The organism is Spirochaetia bacterium, from assembly GCA_022482625.1.
Classification (GTDB): Bacteria; Spirochaetota; Spirochaetia; order Sphaerochaetales; family Sphaerochaetaceae; genus Pleomorphochaeta.
In genome coordinates, this window is the sequence record JAKVOU010000001.1 from 1835825 (window position 1) to 1858323 (window position 22499).

General features: G+C 45.8%; 18 protein-coding genes and 1 tRNA gene. 12 read left to right on the forward strand and 7 right to left on the reverse strand.

The window, feature by feature from the left end; translation table 11 throughout:
• Positions 1–34: 34 nt before the first annotated feature.
• From asnB to LKE40_08375, 5 genes are all read right to left on the reverse strand, one after another.
• Positions 35–1699 (reverse strand): asparagine synthase B, encoded by a 1665-nt coding sequence (gene asnB, locus LKE40_08355; protein MCH3917460.1) that lies wholly within the window; start codon positions 1697–1699, stop codon positions 35–37.
• 114 nt (positions 1700–1813) lie between these two features.
• A complete protein-coding gene (locus tag LKE40_08360) occupies positions 1814–3967 on the reverse strand; it encodes a heavy metal translocating P-type ATPase (protein MCH3917461.1) in 2154 nt (717 codons plus the stop codon).
• Positions 3967–4167, reverse strand: coding sequence for a heavy-metal-associated domain-containing protein (locus LKE40_08365; protein ID MCH3917462.1), 201 nt, complete (start codon positions 4165–4167; stop codon positions 3967–3969). The genes LKE40_08360 and LKE40_08365 overlap by 1 nt, the downstream gene beginning before the upstream one ends.
• Before the next feature lie 178 nt (positions 4168–4345).
• Complete coding sequence (locus LKE40_08370) at positions 4346–4945, reverse strand: GNAT family N-acetyltransferase (protein ID MCH3917463.1); 600 nt, start codon at positions 4943–4945, stop codon at positions 4346–4348.
• Positions 4946–5188: 243 nt separating this feature from the next.
• Positions 5189–7279 carry a glutamine synthetase III gene (locus tag LKE40_08375; GenBank protein ID MCH3917464.1) on the reverse strand — a complete coding sequence of 697 codons (2091 nt, stop codon included), beginning with the start codon at positions 7277–7279 and terminating at the stop codon, positions 5189–5191.
• A gap of 653 nt (positions 7280–7932) precedes the next feature.
• Between LKE40_08375 and LKE40_08380 the strand changes: the two genes are divergently transcribed.
• From LKE40_08380 to LKE40_08415, 8 genes are read left to right on the forward strand one after another with little or no spacing between them, the layout of a single operon-like run.
• Positions 7933–9045 carry a glutamine amidotransferase family protein gene (locus LKE40_08380; protein MCH3917465.1) on the forward strand — a complete coding sequence of 371 codons (1113 nt, stop codon included), beginning with the start codon at positions 7933–7935 and terminating at the stop codon, positions 9043–9045.
• Positions 9036–10541, forward strand: coding sequence for a glutamate synthase-related protein (locus LKE40_08385; protein ID MCH3917466.1), 1506 nt, complete (start codon positions 9036–9038; stop codon positions 10539–10541). The genes LKE40_08380 and LKE40_08385 overlap by 10 nt, the downstream gene beginning before the upstream one ends.
• Positions 10542–10545: 4 nt before the next feature.
• Complete coding sequence (locus LKE40_08390) at positions 10546–10974, forward strand: 4Fe-4S binding protein (protein MCH3917467.1); 429 nt, start codon at positions 10546–10548, stop codon at positions 10972–10974.
• 1 nt (position 10975) lies between these two features.
• Positions 10976–12211 carry an FAD-dependent oxidoreductase gene (locus LKE40_08395; protein ID MCH3917468.1) on the forward strand — a complete coding sequence of 412 codons (1236 nt, stop codon included), beginning with the start codon at positions 10976–10978 and terminating at the stop codon, positions 12209–12211.
• On the forward strand, positions 12208–12942 hold the full coding sequence (locus tag LKE40_08400; protein ID MCH3917469.1) for a glutamate synthase: 735 nt from the start codon (positions 12208–12210) through the stop codon (positions 12940–12942). The genes LKE40_08395 and LKE40_08400 overlap by 4 nt, the downstream gene beginning before the upstream one ends.
• A 16-nt stretch (positions 12943–12958) precedes the next feature.
• Positions 12959–14242: a glutamine synthetase family protein gene (locus tag LKE40_08405; protein ID MCH3917470.1), complete on the forward strand. Its 1284-nt coding sequence runs from the start codon at positions 12959–12961 to the stop codon at positions 14240–14242.
• A 19-nt stretch (positions 14243–14261) separates the two neighbouring features.
• Positions 14262–14843, forward strand: a complete 582-nt coding sequence (locus LKE40_08410) for an ANTAR domain-containing protein (GenBank protein ID MCH3917471.1) — start codon at positions 14262–14264, stop codon at positions 14841–14843.
• A gap of 21 nt (positions 14844–14864) precedes the next feature.
• Positions 14865–16472 (forward strand): CTP synthase, encoded by a 1608-nt coding sequence (locus LKE40_08415; GenBank protein ID MCH3917472.1) that lies wholly within the window; start codon positions 14865–14867, stop codon positions 16470–16472.
• Between the two features lie 188 nt (positions 16473–16660).
• Here the strand turns inward: LKE40_08415 and hcp are convergent, their stop codons facing one another.
• Both hcp and LKE40_08425 read right to left on the reverse strand, forming a co-directional pair.
• Complete coding sequence (hcp, locus tag LKE40_08420; protein ID MCH3917473.1) at positions 16661–18289, reverse strand: hydroxylamine reductase; 1629 nt, start codon at positions 18287–18289, stop codon at positions 16661–16663.
• Between the two features lie 135 nt (positions 18290–18424).
• Positions 18425–19135 carry a 4Fe-4S binding protein gene (locus LKE40_08425; protein ID MCH3917474.1) on the reverse strand — a complete coding sequence of 237 codons (711 nt, stop codon included), beginning with the start codon at positions 19133–19135 and terminating at the stop codon, positions 18425–18427.
• 96 nt (positions 19136–19231) lie between these two features.
• Between LKE40_08425 and LKE40_08430 the strand changes: the two genes are divergently transcribed.
• The 4 genes from LKE40_08430 (at position 19232) to LKE40_08445 (ending at position 22408) form a co-directional block, all read left to right on the forward strand.
• Entirely contained in the window at positions 19232–19909 is a 678-nt protein-coding gene (locus LKE40_08430; GenBank protein MCH3917475.1) for a Crp/Fnr family transcriptional regulator, read from the forward strand.
• Between the two features lie 469 nt (positions 19910–20378).
• Positions 20379–21140: an MBL fold metallo-hydrolase gene (locus tag LKE40_08435; protein ID MCH3917476.1), complete on the forward strand. Its 762-nt coding sequence runs from the start codon at positions 20379–20381 to the stop codon at positions 21138–21140.
• Positions 21141–21350: 210 nt separating this feature from the next.
• Positions 21351–21423: transfer RNA gene (locus tag LKE40_08440), tRNA-Ala, on the forward strand.
• A gap of 700 nt (positions 21424–22123) precedes the next feature.
• Complete coding sequence (locus LKE40_08445) at positions 22124–22408, forward strand: chitobiase/beta-hexosaminidase C-terminal domain-containing protein (protein ID MCH3917477.1); 285 nt, start codon at positions 22124–22126, stop codon at positions 22406–22408.
• Positions 22409–22499 lie beyond the last annotated feature (91 nt).

Sequence of the window (22499 nt, forward strand, 5' to 3'; positions counted from 1 at the left end):
TGTCTTCATGCTACAAATCATCAATAGCCGGCAGTTATTCCTGGTCCTCATGGACACCGGCAACTGCACGTCCGCTCGGTTCGTTCATGCTCTTGAATGCAGCATCCCATTCCAAGGCCACTGCAGTGGAACAAGCAACAGAAGCTTCATGCGGTACACAGCTGGCAGCACCCTCACTCTTGAAATGCTTGGTAAACAGAATACGATAATACGCTTCTTCCTTGGTTGATGGCGTATTGATCGGGAATCTGTTTGCTATGGTTTCGAACTGTCTGTCAGTAATCATCTCATCAGTCATAGCCTTGAGTGTATCAATCCATGAATAACCTACGCCATCAGAGAACTGCTCTTTCTGTCTCCATACGATTTCCTTGGGAAGCATATCCTCGAAAGCTTTTCGCAGGATCCACTTTTCCATATGGCCATCCCTGCACATCTTGAGCTCGGGATTGAGCCGCATGGCTACGTCTATGAACTCCTTGTCAAGGAAAGGAACCCTCCCCTCGACACCCCAAGCCGCAAGCGCCTTGTTTGCTCTCAGGCAATCATAGAGATGCAGTTTACTGAGCTTTCTCACTGTCTCTTCGTGGAAATCCTTGGCACTGGGAGCCTTATGGAAGTACAGATAGCCCCCGAAAAGCTCATCACTGCCCTCACCTGAAAGGACCATCTTGATCCCCATGCTCTTGATCACACGGGCAAGCAGATACATCGGGGTCGCTGCCCTGATTGTCGTAATATCATAGGTCTCCAAGTGATAGACGACATCCTCAACAGCATCAAGTGCTTCCTGGATCGTAAAATGTACTTCATGGTGAACAGTCCCAAGATAGTCAGCGACAACTTTGGCTGCCTTGAGATCCGGAGATCCTTCCAACCCGATTGCAAAACTATGGAGCCTAGGCCACCAGGCTACCTCAGTATTGCCTGATTCAACCCTGGAAGAAGCATATTTTGCTACAATTGCCGAAATGATGGAACTGTCAAGTCCTCCTGAAAGCAACACGCCATAAGGTACATCGCTCATCAGCTGACGTTCGACAGCAGATTCAAGAGCAACACGGACATCCTTAGCGGTCCCGCCGTTGTCCTTGACAGCGTCATAGCTCATCCAATCCCTGTGATACCACGTAGTCGTTTTCTTGTCCGGGCTATAGAAATATTGTCCAGGCTGGAATTCACACAGTGAAGGACAGATGCCTTCCAATGCCTTCAATTCACTTGCGACATAGTAATGTCCGTCGACATCCCATCCCTGATACAGCGGAATGATACCGATGTGGTCACGGGCAATGAGATAGCAGTCCTTTTCCATATCATAGAGTGCAAAGGCAAATATACCATTCAAATCTTCAAGGAAATCCGGTCCCTTGTCCCTATAAAGAGCAAGGATAACCTCACAGTCACTATGAGTCAGGAATTCATAACGACCTTCGTACCTTTTCCTGATCTCCATATGGTTATAGATTTCTCCATTGGCGGCAAGGACAAGCTTGCCATCCTTGCTGTATAGTGGCTGCTTGCCCGAAAGCGGATCGACGATACTCAACCTTTCATGTGAGAGGATGGCATCCTTACCCTGATACACACCAGACCAATCAGGTCCCCGGTGCCTCAGTTTCTTGGACATTTCGAGAACTTGGGTGCGATATTGATCGCTGTCCTCAGTAATGTCAAACATTCCTACGAATCCACACATATCGGTCTCCCTAAAAGTTTAAAAAAAAGGCGCACTCCAGCTCCATGCGGGTGAAGAACGCCTTTGTTCTTTGCGTTACGCTAGCGCATATGTCTACCATCTGTCAAGACATAATCAGGAAAACCGATTGAGTCTCAGGGCATTGGTCACTACGAAGAAACTTGACAGGCTCATGCAGAAAGCTGCCAAAGCCGGCGTAAGGGCAATACCTCCGAAAGGAACCAGCAGTCCTGCCGCAATCGGAATACCTATCGTATTGTAACAGAACGCCCAGAAGAGATTCTGCTTGACATTACGCATGGTAGCATGGGAAAGGCTCTTTGCCTTGGCAACTTCTTCCAATTTTCCGCCCACAAGCACGACCTGTGCACTTTCCTTTGCAACATCACTTGCCGCAGCAACGGCTATGCCGACATCAGCAGCAGCCAAGGCCGGAGCGTCATTGATACCATCTCCCACCATTGCCACAGGTCCTCCGCCGACTTCTTCCTTGATCTTCTTCAATGCCGCTTCCTTGTCACCAGGCAGCAATCCTGCATAATAACCATCCAAGGACATCTTCGAGGCAATTGCCTTTGCCGTACCCTCGCTATCACCGGTAAGCATGTAGCACTTGGCGCCACCTGCCTGCAGTTCTTCAATTACCTTTGCAGATTCAGGACGCAATGTATCCGCTACCCCGATCGTGGCAAGTATCCGACCTTCAGACTGCACAAGCAGGATGGTCCGACCTTGGCTACGAAGGTCTTCCAATGCCGCCAGTATATCAGGTTCCGTCACCGGAACAAGTTTTTCATTTCCGACCAAGACATTCTTGCCATCGACCATTCCCCTTATGCCGCTTCCGACTTCAGCCTTGAAATCATCGACAAAAGCAAGAGAAAGCCCCTTTTCCTTTGCCTTTTTTACGATAGCCTTTGCTATAGGGTGCTCACTTTGGGCTTCCAAGCTTGCAGCAAGCCGAAGTCCCTCATCAGGACTACTCCCGATGATATCGGTCACCTCAAGCTTGCCTTCAGTCAAAGTCCCTGTCTTGTCAAAGGCAAAAGCCTTTACATGATCCATTTGTTCAATTGCAGCAGCTTCCCTGAACAGGATGCCGAGCTTCGCTCCACGCCCGCTGGCCACCATGATGGCAATGGGAGTAGCAAGTCCCAATGCACAGGGACATGCTATGACCAATACGCTGACCGCACGTTCAAGTGAAAGTGCAAAGTTACCGGTAGGAATATACCAGATGAAGAACACGGCAAGTGCAATCAGCATCACGATCGGTACGAATACCCCGGCAACTTTGTCAGCTACCCTGGCAATAGGAGCCTTTGAACCCTGTGCTTTCTTTACCAGTTCGATGATGCCAGAAAGAGCGGTATCAGCTCCGACTTCCGTAGCTGTATAGCTGATGGCTCCGGTTGTGTTGATCGTAGCCGCATAGACTTTATCACCCTTGTTTTTGGAAACCGGCAAGCTTTCTCCTGTCAGCATCGACTCATCGACGGAAGTACTGCCTTCATCAATCACACCATCTACAGGAATCCGTTCTCCAGGTTTGACAAGGACCTTGTCCCCTACCACGACACGTTTGCAGGCAATGACAGATTCATATCCGTTACGCATGACCGTTGCAGTTTCTGGTGCAAGCTGCATCAATGTCTCGATTGCCTCGCTGGTCTTTCCTTTTGAACGAGCCTCGAAATATTTGCCAAGCATCACCAAAGCTATGATCATGCTGACACCATCAAAATAAAGCGGACCGCCGCGGAATACATTCCACGTGCTGAACAGGAAACTTGCAGTAGTCGCAACAGCCACGAGGCTGTCCATATTCGGATTACGCTTGAACAGCAGCTTGAAACCTGTCGTAAAGAAGTAGTAACCATCAATCATAGTCGCCAGTGCCAGAGCAAGCTGCAAGTAGGGAAGCCGCGGTATTGCCGCCGTCGCCATCGATCCCATGGAAAAGACCATAAGGAGCACTGCAAAAAGAATTGCAACGATCAGGCGGTTCCGGCGATCCTTCAGCTTGTCACTTTTTTTCTGCAGATGCTCAGTCAAGTCTTCTTCTACAACCGAGAAGCCTGCCCTTTCGATAGCCTGCTTGAGTTTTTCTGAATCAACCTTATGCTCATCGTAGACGACTTCAGCCTTTTCCGTCGCAAGATTGACAGAAGCAGTCTGCACGCCATCAACCCGTTTGAGCGTACGTTCTACAGCAGCACTGCAGGCGGCACATTCCATTCCGCCTACACAGATTTCCTTTTCAGCCATCAGACAACCTCATAGCCTATATCATAGATAAGCTTTTTTGCATCTTCTACAGTCTGCGGATCTTTCGCTTCAACTACAACATTCCCTGTCTTTGCATCAGCTTTACAAGATGTGATACCATTCATCCCCAGCAAAGCCTTGGTAACCCTGGCTTCACATTTAGAACACATCATTCCTGTCGTCTTTATTGTCGTCGTCATCATATTTCTCCTTACTGCCGGTGTTCGGTATGGTACATCGGCAACACAATATAGTATACTTTTTTACTAGGAATACTCTTTTCTTAGAAAATACTACTAATGCAACTAAAAGACAAGGCCAAATTATATTAGTTAGAGAAATTTAATTTATATTTGGGACAAAATAATTTTACAAAGCTCAATCAATCAGCAATCCCATGACGATACCATCAATGAATTGTCCGTCAACATAGAATAATCTTGACACATGACCTTCCTCAGCAAAACCAAAATGCCGATACAGTGAAATTGCCCGCTTATTGTCTGCCCGAACCGTCAGGTCAAGTTTCCGTAAGCCTGCAGCAGGTGTCCTCGCCCACACCAACATCGTTCCAAGCAAGCTCGTACCGATTCCTCTGCCCCAATAGTCCTTTATGACAGAAAGACCGACTTCTCCCCTATGTCGGATCTTTTTTCGGGATGAGGTATCGACACTAAGGCAGCCAACGATACGTTCTCCATCGATGGCAAGCAACTGTATGGAATTCATAGTCTCATGCTTTGCCTCAAGAAAAGTCTGCTCCGCTTCTACGTCATCGCCTATTCCCCGGCCATCCATTGCCAGATTTTCAGTTTCACCGCCAACAATTTTCAGATAATCCAGCAAGGCCCGGGCATCCTCTTTCACAGCCCGGCGAATGATTATGTCTCCCTGTTTACCCAAAGGATATTCCTCCTTGCACATGACCGGAACATGTTTTGATACCCCTGCATCGTTTCCTGGATTTGTATCTACCATTTTACATCTTCATGCACATGTGGTCCATCTATGGAAACCTGAAGGCAACCATCAGCATCTCAGGTGTACTTTCTCAATGTTGTGACGGACCTATGGTAGAAAATACAATATGATTCTCTTTACCAAAGAAGCAAACAAAAACAATTGGCAAGAAGAAATGGCTCCCAAGTATACCTGGGAGCCATTTGGAACTGAATAAATATTTTGAGAGAATCGAATCAGCGCTCGATCAAACGCCCATTGTTATACAGAATACAGCATTTCACCATACACCGGGAACGGCCAGAACTTACTGTCAACCATCAGCTCAAGTTCATCGGCACTGACCCGCACCTCACTCATCAGAGGAAGTACTGTATCGTGGAAATACACTGCGCATTCCTTTGAACCTTCAAAATCATGGGATGCAAGCACAGCTGCGTCAAGTTCTTCAAGTCTGAGAGACATGCTGTCAATCAGAGAAGAAAGCTTGGTAACCAGTTCAGTCTGGGACTTCATCGTCAAGCTGGGAACTGCTGTCTTTGCTGCACTGATTTCAGAAGATACAGCAGAAAGATATCCGTTACAGGCCGGTATGACCTGTTTGCTTACCATATCAATCAAGGTCAAAGCCTCAATGTTGATTGTCTTTGCATACTGGTCAAAGAGAATCTCTACCCTGCTGGCAAGCTCACATCTGCTCAGCACCTTTTCCTGCTCAAACAACTTGACGTTCTTGTCAGAAAGATACACAGGGTAAGCATCAACGGCAGAAGTAAGATTCAGCAAACCACGTTTCTTTGCCTCGCCAATCCATTCAGGACTGTAGTTATTGCCATTGAAAACAATATGCTTGTGTGCATTATATGTATCCTTTACCAACTTCCGCAATGTCTGCGTAAAGTCATCGGCATCTTCAAGCACATCGGCAAACTCACCCAAGATCTGAGCAACCGCAGTATTGAGAATGGTATTCGGACCGGAAATTGAAGCAGCACTACCAAGCATCCTGAACTCAAACTTGTTGCCAGTAAAGGCAAACGGAGAAGTTCTGTTCCTGTCCGTCGTATCCTTCGGGAAATCAGGAAGTACATGGACGCCAAGGATCATATTCTGCTTTTCGACTCCATCAGCTACACGGCCATTGCCGATAGCCTCAAGGATGTCAGTCAACTCGTCTCCAAGGAACATTGAAACGATGGCAGGAGGTGCCTCGTTTGCTCCCAGACGGTGATCGTTGCCAGGTGAAGCAACGCTTGCTCTCAGCAAATCCTGATATTCATCTACAGCCTTGATCACAGCAACAAGGAAAAGCAGGAACTGTGCATTGTCTTTCGGTGATGCACCAGGCTCCAGCAGATTTATGCCGGTATCAGTCGAAATGGACCAGTTGTTATGCTTGCCGGAACCATTGACACCGGCGAAGGGCTTTTCTTGCAACAGGCAGGCCAAACCATGTTTTTCAGCAATCTTCTTCATCATTTCCATGGTCAGCTGGTTATGGTCACAGGCAACATTGGTCGTCGTAAAGACCGGAGCCAACTCATGCTGGGCAGGAGATACTTCATTGTGCTTGGTCTTTGCAAAGATACCAAGTTTCCAAAGTTCCTTGTCCAGATCCTGCATAAAAGCACTGACCCTCGGGCGAAGACTTCCGAAATAGTGATCAGCAAGTTCCTGGCCTTTTGGAGGACGGGCACCGAGCAGGGTCCTACCGGTATACTTGAGATCCTTACGAAGTTCAAACAATTTCTGATCAATAAGGAAATATTCCTGTTCAGGACCGACGGTGGTAAATACCTGCTTCACATCATCATGACCAAACAGCTTGAGAATCCTTTTCGCCTGATCACTGATAGCTTCCATGGAACGAAGCAACGGAGTCTTCTTGTCAAGCACCTCGCCGCTGTAAGAACAGAAAGCAGTCGGAATATAAAGTGTCTTTTCCTTGACGAACGCATAGCTGGTCGGGTCCCATGCGGTATAGCCACGGGCTTCAAACGTAGCCCTCAGACCACCGGAAGGGAAAGAGGATGCATCCGGTTCACCTTTGATCAGCTCCTTGCCCGAAAAACTCAGCGTGATATTGCCGTTTTCCGTCGGATTGATAAATGAATCATGTTTCTCTGCGGTAATACCGGTCATCGGCTGGAACCAATGTGTGAAATGAGTAGCCCCTTTTTCCAAGGCCCATTCCTTCATCGCATGTGCTACGACATTGGCAATATCAAGGTCAAGGTCCTTTCCGTCCCTTATGGTTTCCTTTAATTTCTTATAGACATCCTTCGGCAGACGTTCACGCATCACATCATCGCCAAAAACCATGGAACCAAAAAAATCTGTAATCTTTTCCATCACATTTGTCTCCTTGCTGGAAGTCGCTGCCAATCAGTCGTCCTGACCGTTGCAGAAATGTATCCAGTTAAAAAAAGCGCCGTAGTCCTGCCGAACTACAGCGCCATTGCTGATGGAATCTTCATACAACAAAATACAAATGCTTGTCAACACATACTGCCTGAAATTTTCCAACAAATCAAAATATCTACCTTTCAGCCTCTGGGAAAATAGCAATCAAAGCCATTTTTACTAAAAACATCCCATTCACGCTTACTGCAAAGTCCTTGATTATGTATTTTTTTGCAATAGTTTGAGCAAAAAAGCTTATTTTTATACACTTTTTTGCATAGGAAATAAAACAATACATCAATTCACATAACCAATTTTGCCTTTTGCATCAAATAATTTGATAAAAACGTGTCTAATAAGGCAAATAATCAAATATGTTCTATTCTCCTCAAAAAAATCTACTATATAGATAAGTTATAGACAAGAAGTTACAATTTCTGTATTATCCTCAACAAAAAGACAATGGTGTCTTGTCCGGGGAAGGAATCTCTCCTCAGCTTACGATTTCATGAGTAGACAAGGACGTCTGCAGCATGGAGAACTTTCCGTCTGCAGACGCTTTTTTTCTCTTTGGACACTGCACAAAAATAGGAGACTGACTTATGTTCAATGCACCGAAAGAAGGGGACGTCAGAATACCCTCAGGCTGCGCTATCAGCGGTATCTTCTCCAAGAAAGGCAAACGCTTTTCCGGAGAACAAGCCATAAAGTCGATCACCTTGATGCACGACCGTTCCAACGGTCTCGGCGGAGGTTTCGCAGGTTATGGCATCTACCCTGAATATAAGGATTACTATGCCTTCCATCTTTTCTATGATGACACCATAGCAAAGAAAGAATGCGAGGAGTTCCTGGAAGATCATTTTGATATGATCAACCTTTCAAAGATACCTACCCGTAAGATTCCGCAGATTACAAACGAGCCGATGATCTGGAGATATTTTCTTTCTCCGCTTCCTACAAAACTTGCCGAGAGCCAACTGCCTGAAAGCGAGTATGTTGCTCAATGTGTCATCAAGGTAAACACTACGATCAAGGGAGCGTGCATCTTCTCCTCCGGGAAAAACATGGGCGTATTCAAAGCCCAGGGATTCCCTGAAGATGTTGGACGATTCTACCGCCTGGAAGAGTATGCAGGCTATAGCTGGACCGTACACGGACGCTATCCGACCAATACTCCTGGCTGGTGGGGCGGAGCTCATCCTTTTTCCCTGCTTGACTGCAGTGTCGTCCATAACGGAGAGATTTCCAGCTATGACGCAAACCGTCGTTTCATAGAAATGTTCGGTTATCGGTGCACATTGCTCACAGACACCGAAGTCATTACGTATATGATCGATTACCTGCATCGGAAACAGGGACTCGGCTATGAGAAAGTAGCCCATATCCTTGCAGCTCCTTTCTGGAGCACCATTGACCGAATGAATGAGAAGGACAAAGCTGAATATACCTATCTTCGAGACAACTTCGCCAGCATGCTCATTACAGGACCATTCTCTATCATCGTTGGTTTTACTGGAGGACTCATGGCTCTGAATGACCGTCTGAAGCTAAGATCTCTGGTCGTCGGAACAAAAGACGACATGGTCTACATGGCTAGCGAAGAAGCCGCCATACGCGTGCTTTCTCCACAGCTCGATTCCATTACCTACCCAAAAGGGGGTGAACCCTTTATCGTCACCTTGGACAAGGAGGCATACCAGCAATGTCAATAAACTTTCTCCAGCCGGAATATGAAGTAGTAAGGAACATGGACAGGTGCATTACCTGCCGTGTCTGTGAAAGACAATGTGCCAATGAAGTGCACCATTACAATGCTGACCTTGACCGGATGGTCAGCGATGACTCAAAATGCGTTGACTGTCAGCGATGTGTTACCCTTTGCCCCACAAACGCATTGAAAATTGTCAAGACAAACAATTGTTTCAAGGAAAATGCAAACTGGCATACAAGTGACATTACGGATATCTACCGCCAGGCAACCACCGGCGGCGTCCTGTTGGGGTCAATGGGAACTCCGAAGGAATATCCTGTGTATTGGGACAAGCTCCTCATCAACGCCTCCCAAGTCACGAACCCTTCCATCGACCCCTTGAGGGAACCGATGGAAACAAGGACTTTCCTTGGGAAAAAAGATGCTACCATCCACTATGACAAAGACGGCAACATCATTACCAAGACAACCCCGCAGCTTGAACTGTCAACTCCTATCATGTTCAGCGCAATGAGCTATGGGTCCATCAGCTACAATGCTCACAAAAGCCTTGCCATGGCAGCTACCAAACTGGGCATCTACTACAACACAGGCGAAGGTGGCCTCCATGAAGATTTCTACGTATATGGACCAAACACCATCGTACAGGTAGCCTCCGGTAGATTCGGCGTACATTCCGACTATCTGGAAGCAGGTGCTGCCATCGAAATCAAGATGGGCCAGGGTGCAAAACCCGGCATAGGAGGACACCTTCCTGGAGCCAAGATTACCGAAGCAGTTTCAAAGACCCGTATGATTCCTCAGGGAACCGATGCAATAAGTCCGGCACCACATCATGATATCTATTCGATTGAAGATCTCAGGCAGCTGGTCTACATGCTGAAGGAAAGTACGAACTACAAGAAACCCGTCATCGTCAAGATTGCTGCCGTACATAACGTCGGAGCTATTGCAAGTGGTATTGCACGTTGCGGAGCCGATATCATTGCCATCGACGGATTCAGAGGCGGCACAGGAGCTGCTCCGGCAAGAATCAGGGACAATGTCGGTATCCCAATCGAACTGGCATTGGCTTCAGTCGACAGAAGGCTGAGGGAAGAAGGTATCAGGAATCAGGTAAGTTTGGTCGTAGGAGGATCGATACGTTCCTCTGCCGATGTCATAAAGGCTATCGCTTTGGGAGCCGATGCCTGCTATATCGCAACCAGTGCACTCATTGCCCTCGGGTGTCATCTGTGCAGGACCTGCCATCTGGGAAAATGTAACTGGGGCATAGCTACCCAGGTACCGGAACTGGTAAAAAGACTCAATCCGGCAATAGGCAGTGAGCATCTGGTCAACCTTGTTACCGCATGGACACATGAGATCAAGGAAATGATGGGAGGCATGGGTATCAACTCCATAGAAGCCCTGAGAGGAAACCGCCTCATGCTCAGAGGTGTGGGACTCACAGAAAAAGAGCTTGAGATCCTTGGGGTCAAGCACGCAGGAGAGTAGAACTATGAAAAGAGTATATGTTGAAGAAGACTGGTGCCTTGCTTGTCATCTATGTGAGTATTGGTGTGCGTTCAGCAACAGCGGCAAAGACAACATGGTTGCAGCCTTGAAGAACAAGACCATCAAACCGATGATCCAAGTTGAAGAAGGTGACAAGATCAATTTTGCAGTCAGCTGCAGGCACTGTGAAGATCCCATCTGCGTCAAATCCTGTATTTCCGGTGCACTGAGCATCGAAGACGGGGTCATCAAGATAGACAAGAGCAAATGCGTTGACTGCTATACCTGTATCATGGCCTGCCCTTATGGCGTGCTGATGCCGAATGAAGACGAAGGCATCATGCAGAAATGCGAACTGTGTACACCACGGGGTACGGCACCTTACTGTGCCGCCCACTGCCCGAACCAGGCAATTATCTATGAGGAGCGATAACATGAACAAGTATCTGATCATAGGAGCTTCGATTGCAGCCGCTTCGGCAATCGAAGCAATACGGAAAAATGACAAGGAAGGCAGCATTACCGTCATAGGAAAAGAGCCCTATGCACCTTACTGCCGCCCGCTCATTTCCTATGCACTGCTGGGTAAGACGACCTTTGAAAAAATGCCCTACAGGGATGCATCCTTTTATAAAAAAATGAAGGCAAAGCTCATACTCGGCAAGGAAGCTACCAGCATTGACAAAGCAAAGAAACAGGTAATCCTTGATGACGGTACGAGACTTCCCTATGACAAGCTGTTGGTTTCCACAGGCTCCCGTCCGTTCGTACCTCCGATGGAAGGCTTGGACAAAGTTGAGAAAAAATTCAGTTTCATGACAATTGACGATGCAAAGTCATTGGAAAAGGAACTTGATCCAGAAGCAAAGGTATTGGTTGTCGGAGCTGGATTGATCGGCCTGAAATGTTGCGAAGGCATCCTTGCCAAGGTAAAGAGCATCGATGTCGTCGACCTTGCCCCGCGGATACTTCCTTCTATCCTCGATGACAAGGCAGCTGCACGTGTACAGGATTATCTGGAAGGGAAAGGCATCAGGTTCTTCCTGAAAGATTCGGTCGCTTCCTTCACAAAGAAAACAGCTACGCTGAAAAGCGGGACAAAGCTTACTTTCGACCTGCTCGTACTTGCCGTCGGGGTCAGGCCCAACACAGCTCTGGTGGCAGACATAGGCGGTACCGTGAACAGAGGTATCGTTACCGACGACTGCTGCAAGACCAGCATCGAAGATATCTATGCAGCAGGAGACTGCACTACTTCCCATGACATCACCAGTGACAGTGACAAGATACTTGCGCTCTTCCCAAATGCAAACATGCAGGGTGAGGTTGCAGGGAACCAGATGAGCGGCGGTACGCTACGCTATGACCATGCCATTGCTGCCAATGCCATCGGTTTCTTCGGTCTACATATCATTACAGCAGGAAGTTACATAGGTGACCAGCTCGACCTTTCTACGAAAGACGGGTACAAGGTGCTCTTTACCAAGGATGACCACCTTGTCGGCATGATACTCATCGGAGATACCGTACTTCGTGCAGGTATCTATACAAACCTCATCAGGAAACAGATTCCTCTCTCTTCCCTTGACTTCGAACAGATTGCCCAGCAGCCAAGGCTCATGGCTTTTGCAAAGAAAGACAGGGTGAGCATGCTAGGAGAAAAAAGATGAAAAAGCAAAACATCACCGTAGGGCATATGAACTTCAAGGAGCTCAATGACCTTGTACGGGAAAGTACGAATTCCTCCATTGAGCTCAATGATGTACAAGGCCAGCGTTTTATCGGAGCTGGCATGAAAGACAAGACACTTTCCATCTATGGAGTACCGGGCAATGCTTTGGGTGCCTGCATGAACAGCGGTAGCCAGATCATCGTCAACAATGATTGCCAGGATGCCATCGGTGACACGATGAATGACGGCATGATCACCGTGTGCGGCAACTGCGGAGATACTGCAGGCTATGCCATGAGAGGAGGTGCCATCCTTATCAAGGAAAGCGCTGGTTACCGTATCGGCATCCACATGAAAGCTTACAAGGAAAAGCAGCCTGTGATCATCATCGGTGACAAAGCCGGTTCTTTCCTTGGAGAATATCTTGCCGGCGGAACCATCATCGTTCTGGGAATGAGACAACACGGGAAATGTCCGGTAGGGAACTTCTGCGGAACTGGTATGCATGGAGGACAAATCTTCCTCCGTACCGATGAATTACCCAAGGATCTTCCCCCACAGATCAAGGCAGAAATAGCCACGAAAGAAGACTTGGAATCCATCGATGCTTACCTTGAATTGTTCTGTACGACCTTCTCATTTGACAAACAGCAACTGTTGGATGCAAAATACTATAAGCTTACACCGAATTCTACTTCACCGTACAAGCAGTTGTATACCGCAATCTGACCAAAGGGGAGCAGCAATGTCTTCAATACAGAATCAAATTACCCAATTCATCGACGAACAGGACGTCAAGTTCGTCAGGCTTGCTTTCTGTGATATACAGGGAAACCTGAAGAATGTCTCGATCAGCAGTGAAGAGCTTGCAAGGGCCTTTACCGATGGAGTTTCCTTTGATTCTTCCGCCATCCGAGGTTTCGGAAGCGTAGAAGACAGCGACCTGTTGCTTTTCCCTGATGCTGACAGCCTGCAGGTATTGCCCTGGAGACCCTCAAGCGGCAAGGTCATGCAACTGTACTGCGACATCAAGCATACAGATGGCAAGCCATATGAGAAAGACGGACATACCCTGACCAAGCAATTCATCAGTGAATCTGCACTGAAGGGATATACTTTTTCCATCGGAAGTGAATGTGAGTTCTATCTGTTCAAACTTGACCAGGAAGGGGAACCGACCGATATTCCTCTTGACCATGGCGGCTACTTCGATGTAGCCCCGATTGACAAGGGAGAAAACATCAGAAGAGAAATCTGCCTGACTTTACAGGAAATGGGCTTTCATACGGAACGTTCTCATCACGAAAGCGGACCAGGCCAGATGGAAGTCGACTTTTCTTACAGCGGACTGCTCAATGCTGCTGACAATATGATTACATTCAAAAGCGTTGTCAGAGCCAGTGCAAGCCGAAACGGACTACATGCATCCTTCCTGCCGAAACCTCTTGCGGGCAGAAGCGGCAGCGGCATGCATGTCAATATCTCAGTAAGCAAAGAAGGGGAAAACGACAGCGTCGAGTTACGTCGTCACATGATTGCAGGGATTCTCAGCCACCTGAGGGAAATTGCTGCCTTCAGTTCCCCGCATGTCAATTCCTATGAACGGCTTGGAAGTTTCGAAGCACCGAAAGGTATCGGCTGGGGATATGGCAACAGGTCCCTTGCAATAAGGATCCCACGTTCCGAAGGCCCTTATGCAAGGATTGAAGTCAGAACAGCCGACGCTTCGGCAAATCCTTACCTGCTCTACACACTGCTTTGCAGAGCTGCGTGTGAAGGCATTGATAAAAAACTTGATCCGGGGAAACCGACAAATATCAATGCATTCGACGGATTTGACGGTCCTTGTCTTCCTACCAGCCTTTCCGAAGCAATCAGTCTTGCCGAAGAAAGTGTATTTGTACGGAAGACTATTCCGGCACCTCTGCTGGAATCATATCTGAATGAGGCAAGGCAGGAAGTCCGTCTTGCAAACGAAAGCGATGATGTCTACGGAAAGGGCAGGCAACTGCTCTTCCCTTATCTGTAGGTGTAATGAAAGAGCAAGCATGGTTGACCTAAGCAGGATCTTAATCGTAAGTCCGACAGGAAAAGGACAGATGACCTTCAGGACATTGCTTCAGGAAAGCGGTGTCCATGCTGATATGTCTTCATGTTTTTCCTGTAACGAAGCGAGAAGAGCCATACAGGAGGTAGATTTCGATCTCGTGTTGATCAATGCACCGCTTCCCGATGAATCAGGCATTGACTTTGCTCTCACGGTGACAGAACAGACACTTTCCTCCGTTCTTCTGATCATCGAAGAAAACCAAGTTCCTCCCGTCATGCAGAAAGTCCAGCAAGGCGGGGTGCTGGTGATCGGAAAACCGATCATCAAGTCGATCTTCTTCCAGAGTATTACGCTAGCCGCGACCCTAAGACAGCGTCTAGCTGGCATGAAAAAAGAAAATTCAAAGCTTAGAAACAAGCTAGAAGAGATAAAACTAGTGGACAAAGCCAAGTGCACCCTAGTACAATACCTCGGATTGGATGAAGAAAGAGCCCATCACTATGTAGAAAAAATGGCGATGGACCAGCGAAGGAACAAGAGTGAGATTGCAAAAGCAATTCTCAAGACATACCAGCATTAACAAATCTTTTCGGAGGAAAGAATGACCAAACATATCTTCGTAACCGGTGGTGTTGTATCCGGACTAGGAAAGGGTATTACTGCCGCATCCCTAGGTCGATTGTTGAAGAACAGAGGGCTGAAGGTCGCTGCACAGAAACTTGACCCCTACATGAATGTCGATCCTGGTACGATGAGTCCTTACCAACATGGTGAAGTATACGTCACGGAGGATGGGGCTGAAACCGACCTGGATCTGGGACACTATGAGAGATTCATCGACGTAGACCTCAACAAATTCTCCAACCTGACCAGCGGAAGATGCTACTACAACGTCTTGGAAAAGGAGCGAAACGGAGAATACCTTGGATCTACGGTCCAGATTATTCCACACGTGACCAATGAGATCAAACGTTTCATTTTCTCCATTGAAGAAAAGACACAGGCTGACGTCATCATCACTGAAATCGGCGGAACTACCGGTGACATTGAGAGTCAGCCTTTTTTAGAGGCTATCAGACAGGTAAGCCATGAAGTAGGACCACATAATTGCCTGTTTATCCATGTTACCCTCGTACCTTATATCAAGGGAAGCAACGAACACAAAAGCAAACCTACCCAGCACTCCGTAAAGGAACTGATGTCTTCTGGAATTTTCCCGGATATCATCGTCTGCCGATGTGATGAACCGCTTGAGAATTCCATCAAGGATAAGATTGCCCTGTTCTGCAATGTCAAGCGTGACTGTGTCATTGAAAACAGGACATTGCCGATACTTTATCAGGCACCGGTAATGCTGCATAATGAACATCTTGACGATATCGTGTGCAGGGAACTTAACCTCGACACAAGGCCATGTAATCTTGACAACTGGAACAACATGCTCAACAGGATAGCTCTGGCTACGAAAAAAGTCGAAATCGCCTTGGTAGGCAAATATACCCAGTTGCATGACGCTTACCTTTCCGTAATGGAAGCTCTCAAGCATGGCGGATGGGAAAACGGATGCCAAGTCAAGATACGATGGGTAGATTCCGAGCAGGTAACAAGGGAAAATGTTTCACAGATCCTTGAGGGTGTGGATGGTATCCTTGTTCCAGGTGGCTTCGGAGACCGAGGTATCGAAGGTATGATTGAAGCTGCAATCTATGCAATGTATAGCAAGATTCCTTACCTTGGCATCTGTCTTGGAATGCAGATTGCCGTCATGGGTTTTGCCCGTGAAAAGCTAGGATGGGAAGATGCAAACTCCAGTGAATTTGACAAAAAGACAAAGCATCCTGTCATTGATCTTATGCCGGACCAAGTCGGTATTGACAAAAAGGGCGGCACCATGCGCTTAGGTTCCTATCCGTGCAAAACCAGGCCGGGAACGTTGCTCAGGGCCACATACAGCGATGAGGAACTTATCCATGAAAGGCATAGACATAGATATGAATTCAACAACATATTCAGGGAAGACCTTGTCAAGGCAGGACTTATCATAGGCGGAACCAGCCCGGACGACCGTTTGGTTGAATCAATTGAATTGAAGGACCATCCATTCTATCTGGGAGTCCAGTTCCATCCGGAATTCAAGAGCCGTCCGACAAAGGCAAACCCTTGTTTCCATGGATTCCTCAAAGCAGCCAGTGCCTATTCAGATAGATAAAGGCAAGCTTGTCTCTTGATTATGACAGTAAGGATCCAGCATAACCTACAGCAGGTTATGCTGGTATTTTTTATCATACTTCAAAGCAACTTGGAATCCTTTTGCTCAAGCTTTGAACACATGCGAATCGGATGCAATGAAGTTTATCCAGTTTTCTTCCATAATTGATTCCCTTATGCAGATTGCTGCTATTCTGTCATCAGTGCAATATCATCATCGGCAGAACCGATACCTGAAATACCGAATTTTTCAACAAGCACTTTTACCACATTCGGCGACAGGAAACCAGGAAGAGTCGGACCAAGATGAATATGCTTTATACCAAGGGACAGCAAGGCAAGCAACACGATGACAGCCTTCTGCTCATACCATGCAATATTGTACGCAATCGGCAGTTCGTTCACATCGTCAAGTCCAAAGATTTCCTTTAGCTTGAGAGCAATGACAACCAACGAATAGGAATCGTTGCATTGCCCTGCATCCAAAACCCGCGGGATACCTCTGATATCTCCGAGATTCAGCTTGTTGTATCGATACTTTGCACATCCGGCAGTAAGGATAACGGTATCATGAGGCAGTTTCTCTGCAAATGTTGTATAGTATTCTCGGGATTTCATCCGTCCGTCACAGCCCGCCATGACGATAAACTTCTTGATTGCTCCGGATTTTACCGCATCGACAATTTTATCTGCCAAAGCAAAGACCTGATCATGTGCAAAACCACCGACAATAGTACCATGTTCTATTTCTTCCGGCGCAGGAAGTGTCTTTGCAAGTGCAATGATCTCAGAAAAATCCTTTTTGCCGCTGGTATCCGGTACTATATGTGAGCAACCAGGAAAACCAGAAGAACCTGTGGTAAAAATCCGGTTGCGGACTTCTTCACTTTTCGGTGGTACGATACAGTTCGTAGTAAAAAGAATCGGTCCATGGAATGTTTCAAACTCTGTAGTCTGTTTCCACCAGGCATTGCCATAGTTACCTGCAAAATTATCGTATTTCTTGAATGCCGGATAGTAATGGGCCGGGAGCATTTCTCCATGCGTGTATACATCGACACCTGTCCCCTCTGTCTGTTCCAAAAGTTGCTGAAGATCTGCCAAATCATGTCCTGAAATAAGAATTGCAGGGTTTTTTCTTACCCCGATATCAACTGCCGTTATCTGCGGGTTACCAAAAGCAGATGTATTTGCTTCATCAAGCAATGCCATACCTTTGACACCATATGTGCCGGTCTCAAGAGTCAGAGCAACCAAGTCATCTGCAGAAAGCGTATCGTCAAGCGTAGCTTCAAGTGCCTTGTAAACAAATGCATATAAAGAATCATCTTCCTTACCAAGGTTTTCTGCATGTTCTGCATATGCAGCCAAACCTTTGAGACCATACGTAATCATCTCACGGAGAGAACGGATATCTTCATCTTGGGTTGCAAGAATACCACAGACAGTCGCTTTTGCAAGCATATCCTGACGTGTGGCAACGGTAAATGTAGCAGCATCATGCAAGCCCTCAAGAGAAACAGATATATGCAGATTGTCCCTTAATCCCAACATTTTCCTGATCTGCGCCTCAATTGCATCAGGATCAAAATTCGTGTTGGTAATTGTCACAAACAGACTGTTAAGCACTTCATGGTTAAGCGTATCAAGAAGATCAACCTTCAGATTTCCCTTGACAACCATATCTGCAATTCCTTTCAAAGTATAAATCAACAGATCCTGCAGTTTTGCAACTTCCTCGGTTTTTCCGCAGACACCCCTGACCTTGCAGCCATGTCCCCCAGCTGTTTCCTGACACTGATAACAAAACATTCCCATAATATACCTCCTGGTAAATCGACCGGAACAAATTCATGCACAGACACAAAAAGCTTAAATTCATTTCCGATATAATATAAACTCTGTCGCTCCATCCTTCCTGAATATGGTACCGACAGGTTACGACAACTCCCCTTATTCCAGGATGTCACCTTCCGTTGATATGGTAACTACTTGCCATGGAATAAATTTTCCACTTGCCTGAAGCGCTTTCTTTACAGCAGCTTCAATACCACCGCAGCAAGGAACTTCCATACGTACAACCATAACGCTTTTGATTTCATTGCCTGCAATGATCTGTGTCAGCTTTTCTGTATAATCACCCTCATCAAGTTTCGGACAACCTATAAGCGTTATCCTGTTCCTGATAAATTTGTCATGAAAATTGCCATATGCATATGCCGTACAATCTGCAGCAACAAGCAAATTTGCATTTCTGAAATACGGAGCATGTACCGGAGCCAATTTGATTTGCACCGGCCATTGGGAAAGTTGACTACAAGATCCTGATGCATACTTGGCAGGTAAAGATTCGGTTGCCGGCAGATGCCGGATTGTCTTCGACTGTGTTCCAGGACAACCACAGGCAAGAGACTCCACGGCAGATCCCTGCTGTTTATGTTCCCGTACGGCATCTGCATCATATGATGCAGCTTCTCTTGTTTCGAAACTGATTGCACCGGCAGGACAAGCCGGCAGGCAATCTCCCAACCCATCACAGTAATCATCTCTCAAAAGTCTTGCTTTGCCATGTACCATACCTATGGCACCTTCATGGCATGCCGCAGCACAAAGTCCGCAACCAGTACATTTTTCTTCATCAATACTGATAATTTTACGTAGCATGTCGTTTATCTCCTGTTCTGTTGTTGACGTTACGGCATCAATGTACTACGGTTGAGTTAGCAAGTCCGTTGTAATTACAACATTTAAGGAAAAATTATGGATTTTTTTTCTGCATACAGACCTATCCTGATGTCCTGCGAGCTTTTCAAGGGAATACAGGAAAAAGAATTAAGGATGCTACTACAATGTCTGGACACAGTTTCAGTCCGCTTTGAAAAAAATACCACAGTACTGCTCTGCGGCAAACACATCGAACAGTTCGGCCTGGTACTCTCGGGACAGGTACAGATCTTTCAGGAAGATTACTATGGCAACAAAAGCATCCTGGCACAATTCGATACAGGAAATATCTTTGCTGAATCATTTGCATTTGCCGGAATTCCAGAGATCCCTGTAACAGCTTGGGCAACAGAAGAAAGTATTATTCTTTTCATCAACAGCAGCCGACTGCTGTCATCCTGCAGGCATGCCTGTACTTTTCATACCAAGTTGATTCAGAACATGATGACAATCATCGCAAGAAAAAACATCCTGTTGACGCAAAAAATTGAATGTACTTCAAAAAAGACAATCAAAGCCAAGCTCTTAGCATATCTTTCGCTCCAAGCACAGATTGCAAAAGGCAACCACTTCCGTATTCCTTTCAACCGCCAGGAACTTGCTGATTTTCTGGCAGTTGACCGCAGTGCCATGTCTGCGGTTCTTTCAAAAATGGCAGATGACGGTACTATAAGATTCCATAAAAACGAATTTGAACTCCTGGAACAATCCTAAAAGTACCTTTTTTAGCTACGGGCAATGTTCTTTGTAGTTTCTCAAGACAACTTGTACAGCAATTTCCATTACATTATTCCCCTACTCAGAAAAACAAAAAGCATAGGCCAATTATCTTCTTTTATCATGTTTTCCCAACATATAAGGCCTTAGTCTATGGCTTCAAAGAAGAACACCTCAACTACATTTTTGAATAATTTTCCGCATCAAGAGATAAAAACATTTATTTACATAAAAAGTAATTAACACATTTACTCAAACAATGGTTTTCTTTTTGTTTTTTCCACGGCAAGTCTCATGGAAAACTGAAATTATCATGGGTACATCCTCAGACAAACATATGCATATACATCTATTATTATAAATTAGTATACATTTATATAATCTTGATAAAATAATTCCGTCATGATATAAGCAAGGTAACTTAAGTAAACAGCAGGCCTGTGACAAATCTAAAGAGGAAGGAAAAATGAGCGATTGGTTTACAATAGACCATATAGATGATGATACCCATATCATCAGTGAATACCGTCATTGGGAAGAAACACATTGCTATCTGCTTATTGGAAAAGAAAGAGCTCTCCTGCTTGACACAGGACTGGGCATATGCAATATCCATGATGAGGTAATCAAGCTCACGGAGAAGCCGATCACTGCTGTGGCAACACATATCCATTGGGACCATATCGGCGGTCATAAATACTTTCCCGATTTCTATGCCCATGAAGACGAATTGAATTGGCTAGCAGGAGAATTTCCACTGACCATGGAGCAAATCAAAGGTATGGTAATTGACCGCTGCAACCTCCCTGAAGGATACGATATCAACAGCTATGAATTTTTCCAAGGCAGGCCAACAAGGGTACTGAAGGACAATGATATCATAGATATCGGAGGCCGTAGCGTACAGGTATTGCATACGCCTGGACATTCTCCTGGGCATATGTGCTTTTATGAAAGGAAACGTGGATATCTTTTTACCGGAGATTTGGTTTACAAAGATACTTTATTTGCCTATTATCCTTCAACCGATCCCCAGGCATATCTGAAGTCAATTGAGCGGATTGCAGCACTCCCTGTCAAAAGAGTCTTTCCTGCACACCATAGCCTGGATATCCATCCTGAAATCCTTCTTAGGATGAGGGACGCATTCAGACAACTGCAGACGGAAGGCAAACTGCACCATGGCAGCGGAGTTTTCAAGTATAAGGATTTCGGTATCTGGATTTAATTTCATCAAAGATACAGGTTGGTCAATGATTGACTTGTATAATCGGTTACAGCCTCCCCAGGCATCAAGGTAAAGCTTGCAGACAGGGGGGATACGAAAGAACTCTGCTGTTGACTTTTCCGACCTTTTTGACTATGGTTTCTTCTCGTTGATAGATTTGTATAAATGAAAATTGAAATACAATTACAAACTATCCTGCAATGATTCAACGGGGATGTAGCTCACCTGGTAGAGCGACAGGTTCGCAATCTGTAGGTAGAGGGTTCGAGTCCCTTCATCTCCATCAAAACAGCAACAAAAAGCATGGCAAGAAAAACCAGTCCCCATGCAGGGAGCCAAGGATAGTATCCCAGGCTCCCTTCGTTGATAAAGACATGTTTATATTTCAAAGCGAGCTATGAAACAGCTAGTATAATTAGATTCCTTCTCTAAAAATAAACATAAAGCAGACAGAGTGCTCGAGTTCCCTTTCGGCAATCAGTAGGGATAGGGATCACACTATAGCATGAAGCACACAATACCCTGTTATGCCTTTTTCAAAAAAGAAAGCTTTACACCGTGGAATACAGGATATAGAAAAATTGATCTGCATCGAAAGAAAACCGAAACATCATAGCTGAAAGGTTAACCGAAATCGTTTCTCTCACATTCATATTGCTTCTTGGATCAGACAGGAAATCTGTCATCTGAATAAAGCCCGCCCGCACTGCAAGCCATCCATATGCTTAGAGGTATTCATTTTCACATTTCATTCTTTATCATTTTCAGGACAATAAATTACAGAATAATATAGATTTCTCATTTTTTATACAAAGTAAGGTTGACTTTTCTTGTCTATTGCAGTATTCATTTCTATTTTTATAAATGAAAAAAGATTGTAACGAAAGCGAGAAAAGATAAAAGATATGTTTAAACCTATTACAAAAATACACAAGTTGATGCTACTGGCTGCAGGCCTCTTACTGTTTTTGATCCCTACGGTGTTGCCGGCTACAAGCAATCCATTGTCATTGCTTGTCAAAACAACAGCTCCTGTTATTATTGCAGTACCGGTAGGAGACGGTTCAGAACATCTGATCAGCATGGCAACAACGGCTGATGACGCAACCATCTACTACACGACCGATGGATCTGCACCGAATAGACATTCAAAGGAATATGATCCAATGACAGACATCATGGTCAGTGGCTCAACCACCATCAGAGCAATGGCTACAGCATTAGGACATAGTGATTCTGCCGTAGCTGCCATTACTATTGGAAAATAATCAAAATGACATAATCTGGGAGAGATTTTCCTCTCTTTGGGATTTTTTCCAGAGAGAGGATTTTTTTCTACTTACAAGAGTGTTTGCACAT

Excerpts from the sequence above, each read along its gene's own strand:
- LKE40_08385 (MCH3917466.1), top strand. The coding sequence starts at position 9,036 with ATGTCAATAAACTTTCTCCAGCCGGAATATGAAGTAGTAAGGAACATG.
- asnB (MCH3917460.1), bottom strand. The coding sequence starts at position 1,699 with ATGTGTGGATTCGTAGGAATGTTTGACATTACTGAGGACAGCGATCAA.
- LKE40_08430 (MCH3917475.1), top strand. The coding sequence starts at position 19,232 with ATGGATTTTTTTTCTGCATACAGACCTATCCTGATGTCCTGCGAGCTT.
- LKE40_08400 (MCH3917469.1), top strand. The coding sequence starts at position 12,208 with ATGAAAAAGCAAAACATCACCGTAGGGCATATGAACTTCAAGGAGCTC.
- LKE40_08395 (MCH3917468.1), top strand. The coding sequence starts at position 10,976 with ATGAACAAGTATCTGATCATAGGAGCTTCGATTGCAGCCGCTTCGGCA.
- LKE40_08390 (MCH3917467.1), top strand. The coding sequence starts at position 10,546 with ATGAAAAGAGTATATGTTGAAGAAGACTGGTGCCTTGCTTGTCATCTA.
- LKE40_08360 (MCH3917461.1), bottom strand. The coding sequence starts at position 3,967 with ATGGCTGAAAAGGAAATCTGTGTAGGCGGAATGGAATGTGCCGCCTGC.
- hcp (MCH3917473.1), bottom strand. The coding sequence starts at position 18,289 with ATGGGAATGTTTTGTTATCAGTGTCAGGAAACAGCTGGGGGACATGGC.
- LKE40_08435 (MCH3917476.1), top strand. The coding sequence starts at position 20,379 with ATGAGCGATTGGTTTACAATAGACCATATAGATGATGATACCCATATC.
- LKE40_08370 (MCH3917463.1), bottom strand. The coding sequence starts at position 4,945 with ATGGTAGATACAAATCCAGGAAACGATGCAGGGGTATCAAAACATGTT.
- LKE40_08365 (MCH3917462.1), bottom strand. The coding sequence starts at position 4,167 with ATGACGACGACAATAAAGACGACAGGAATGATGTGTTCTAAATGTGAA.
- LKE40_08415 (MCH3917472.1), top strand. The coding sequence starts at position 14,865 with ATGACCAAACATATCTTCGTAACCGGTGGTGTTGTATCCGGACTAGGA.
- LKE40_08410 (MCH3917471.1), top strand. The coding sequence starts at position 14,262 with ATGGTTGACCTAAGCAGGATCTTAATCGTAAGTCCGACAGGAAAAGGA.
- LKE40_08425 (MCH3917474.1), bottom strand. The coding sequence starts at position 19,135 with ATGCTACGTAAAATTATCAGTATTGATGAAGAAAAATGTACTGGTTGC.
- LKE40_08380 (MCH3917465.1), top strand. The coding sequence starts at position 7,933 with ATGTTCAATGCACCGAAAGAAGGGGACGTCAGAATACCCTCAGGCTGC.
- LKE40_08375 (MCH3917464.1), bottom strand. The coding sequence starts at position 7,279 with ATGGAAAAGATTACAGATTTTTTTGGTTCCATGGTTTTTGGCGATGAT.
- LKE40_08405 (MCH3917470.1), top strand. The coding sequence starts at position 12,959 with ATGTCTTCAATACAGAATCAAATTACCCAATTCATCGACGAACAGGAC.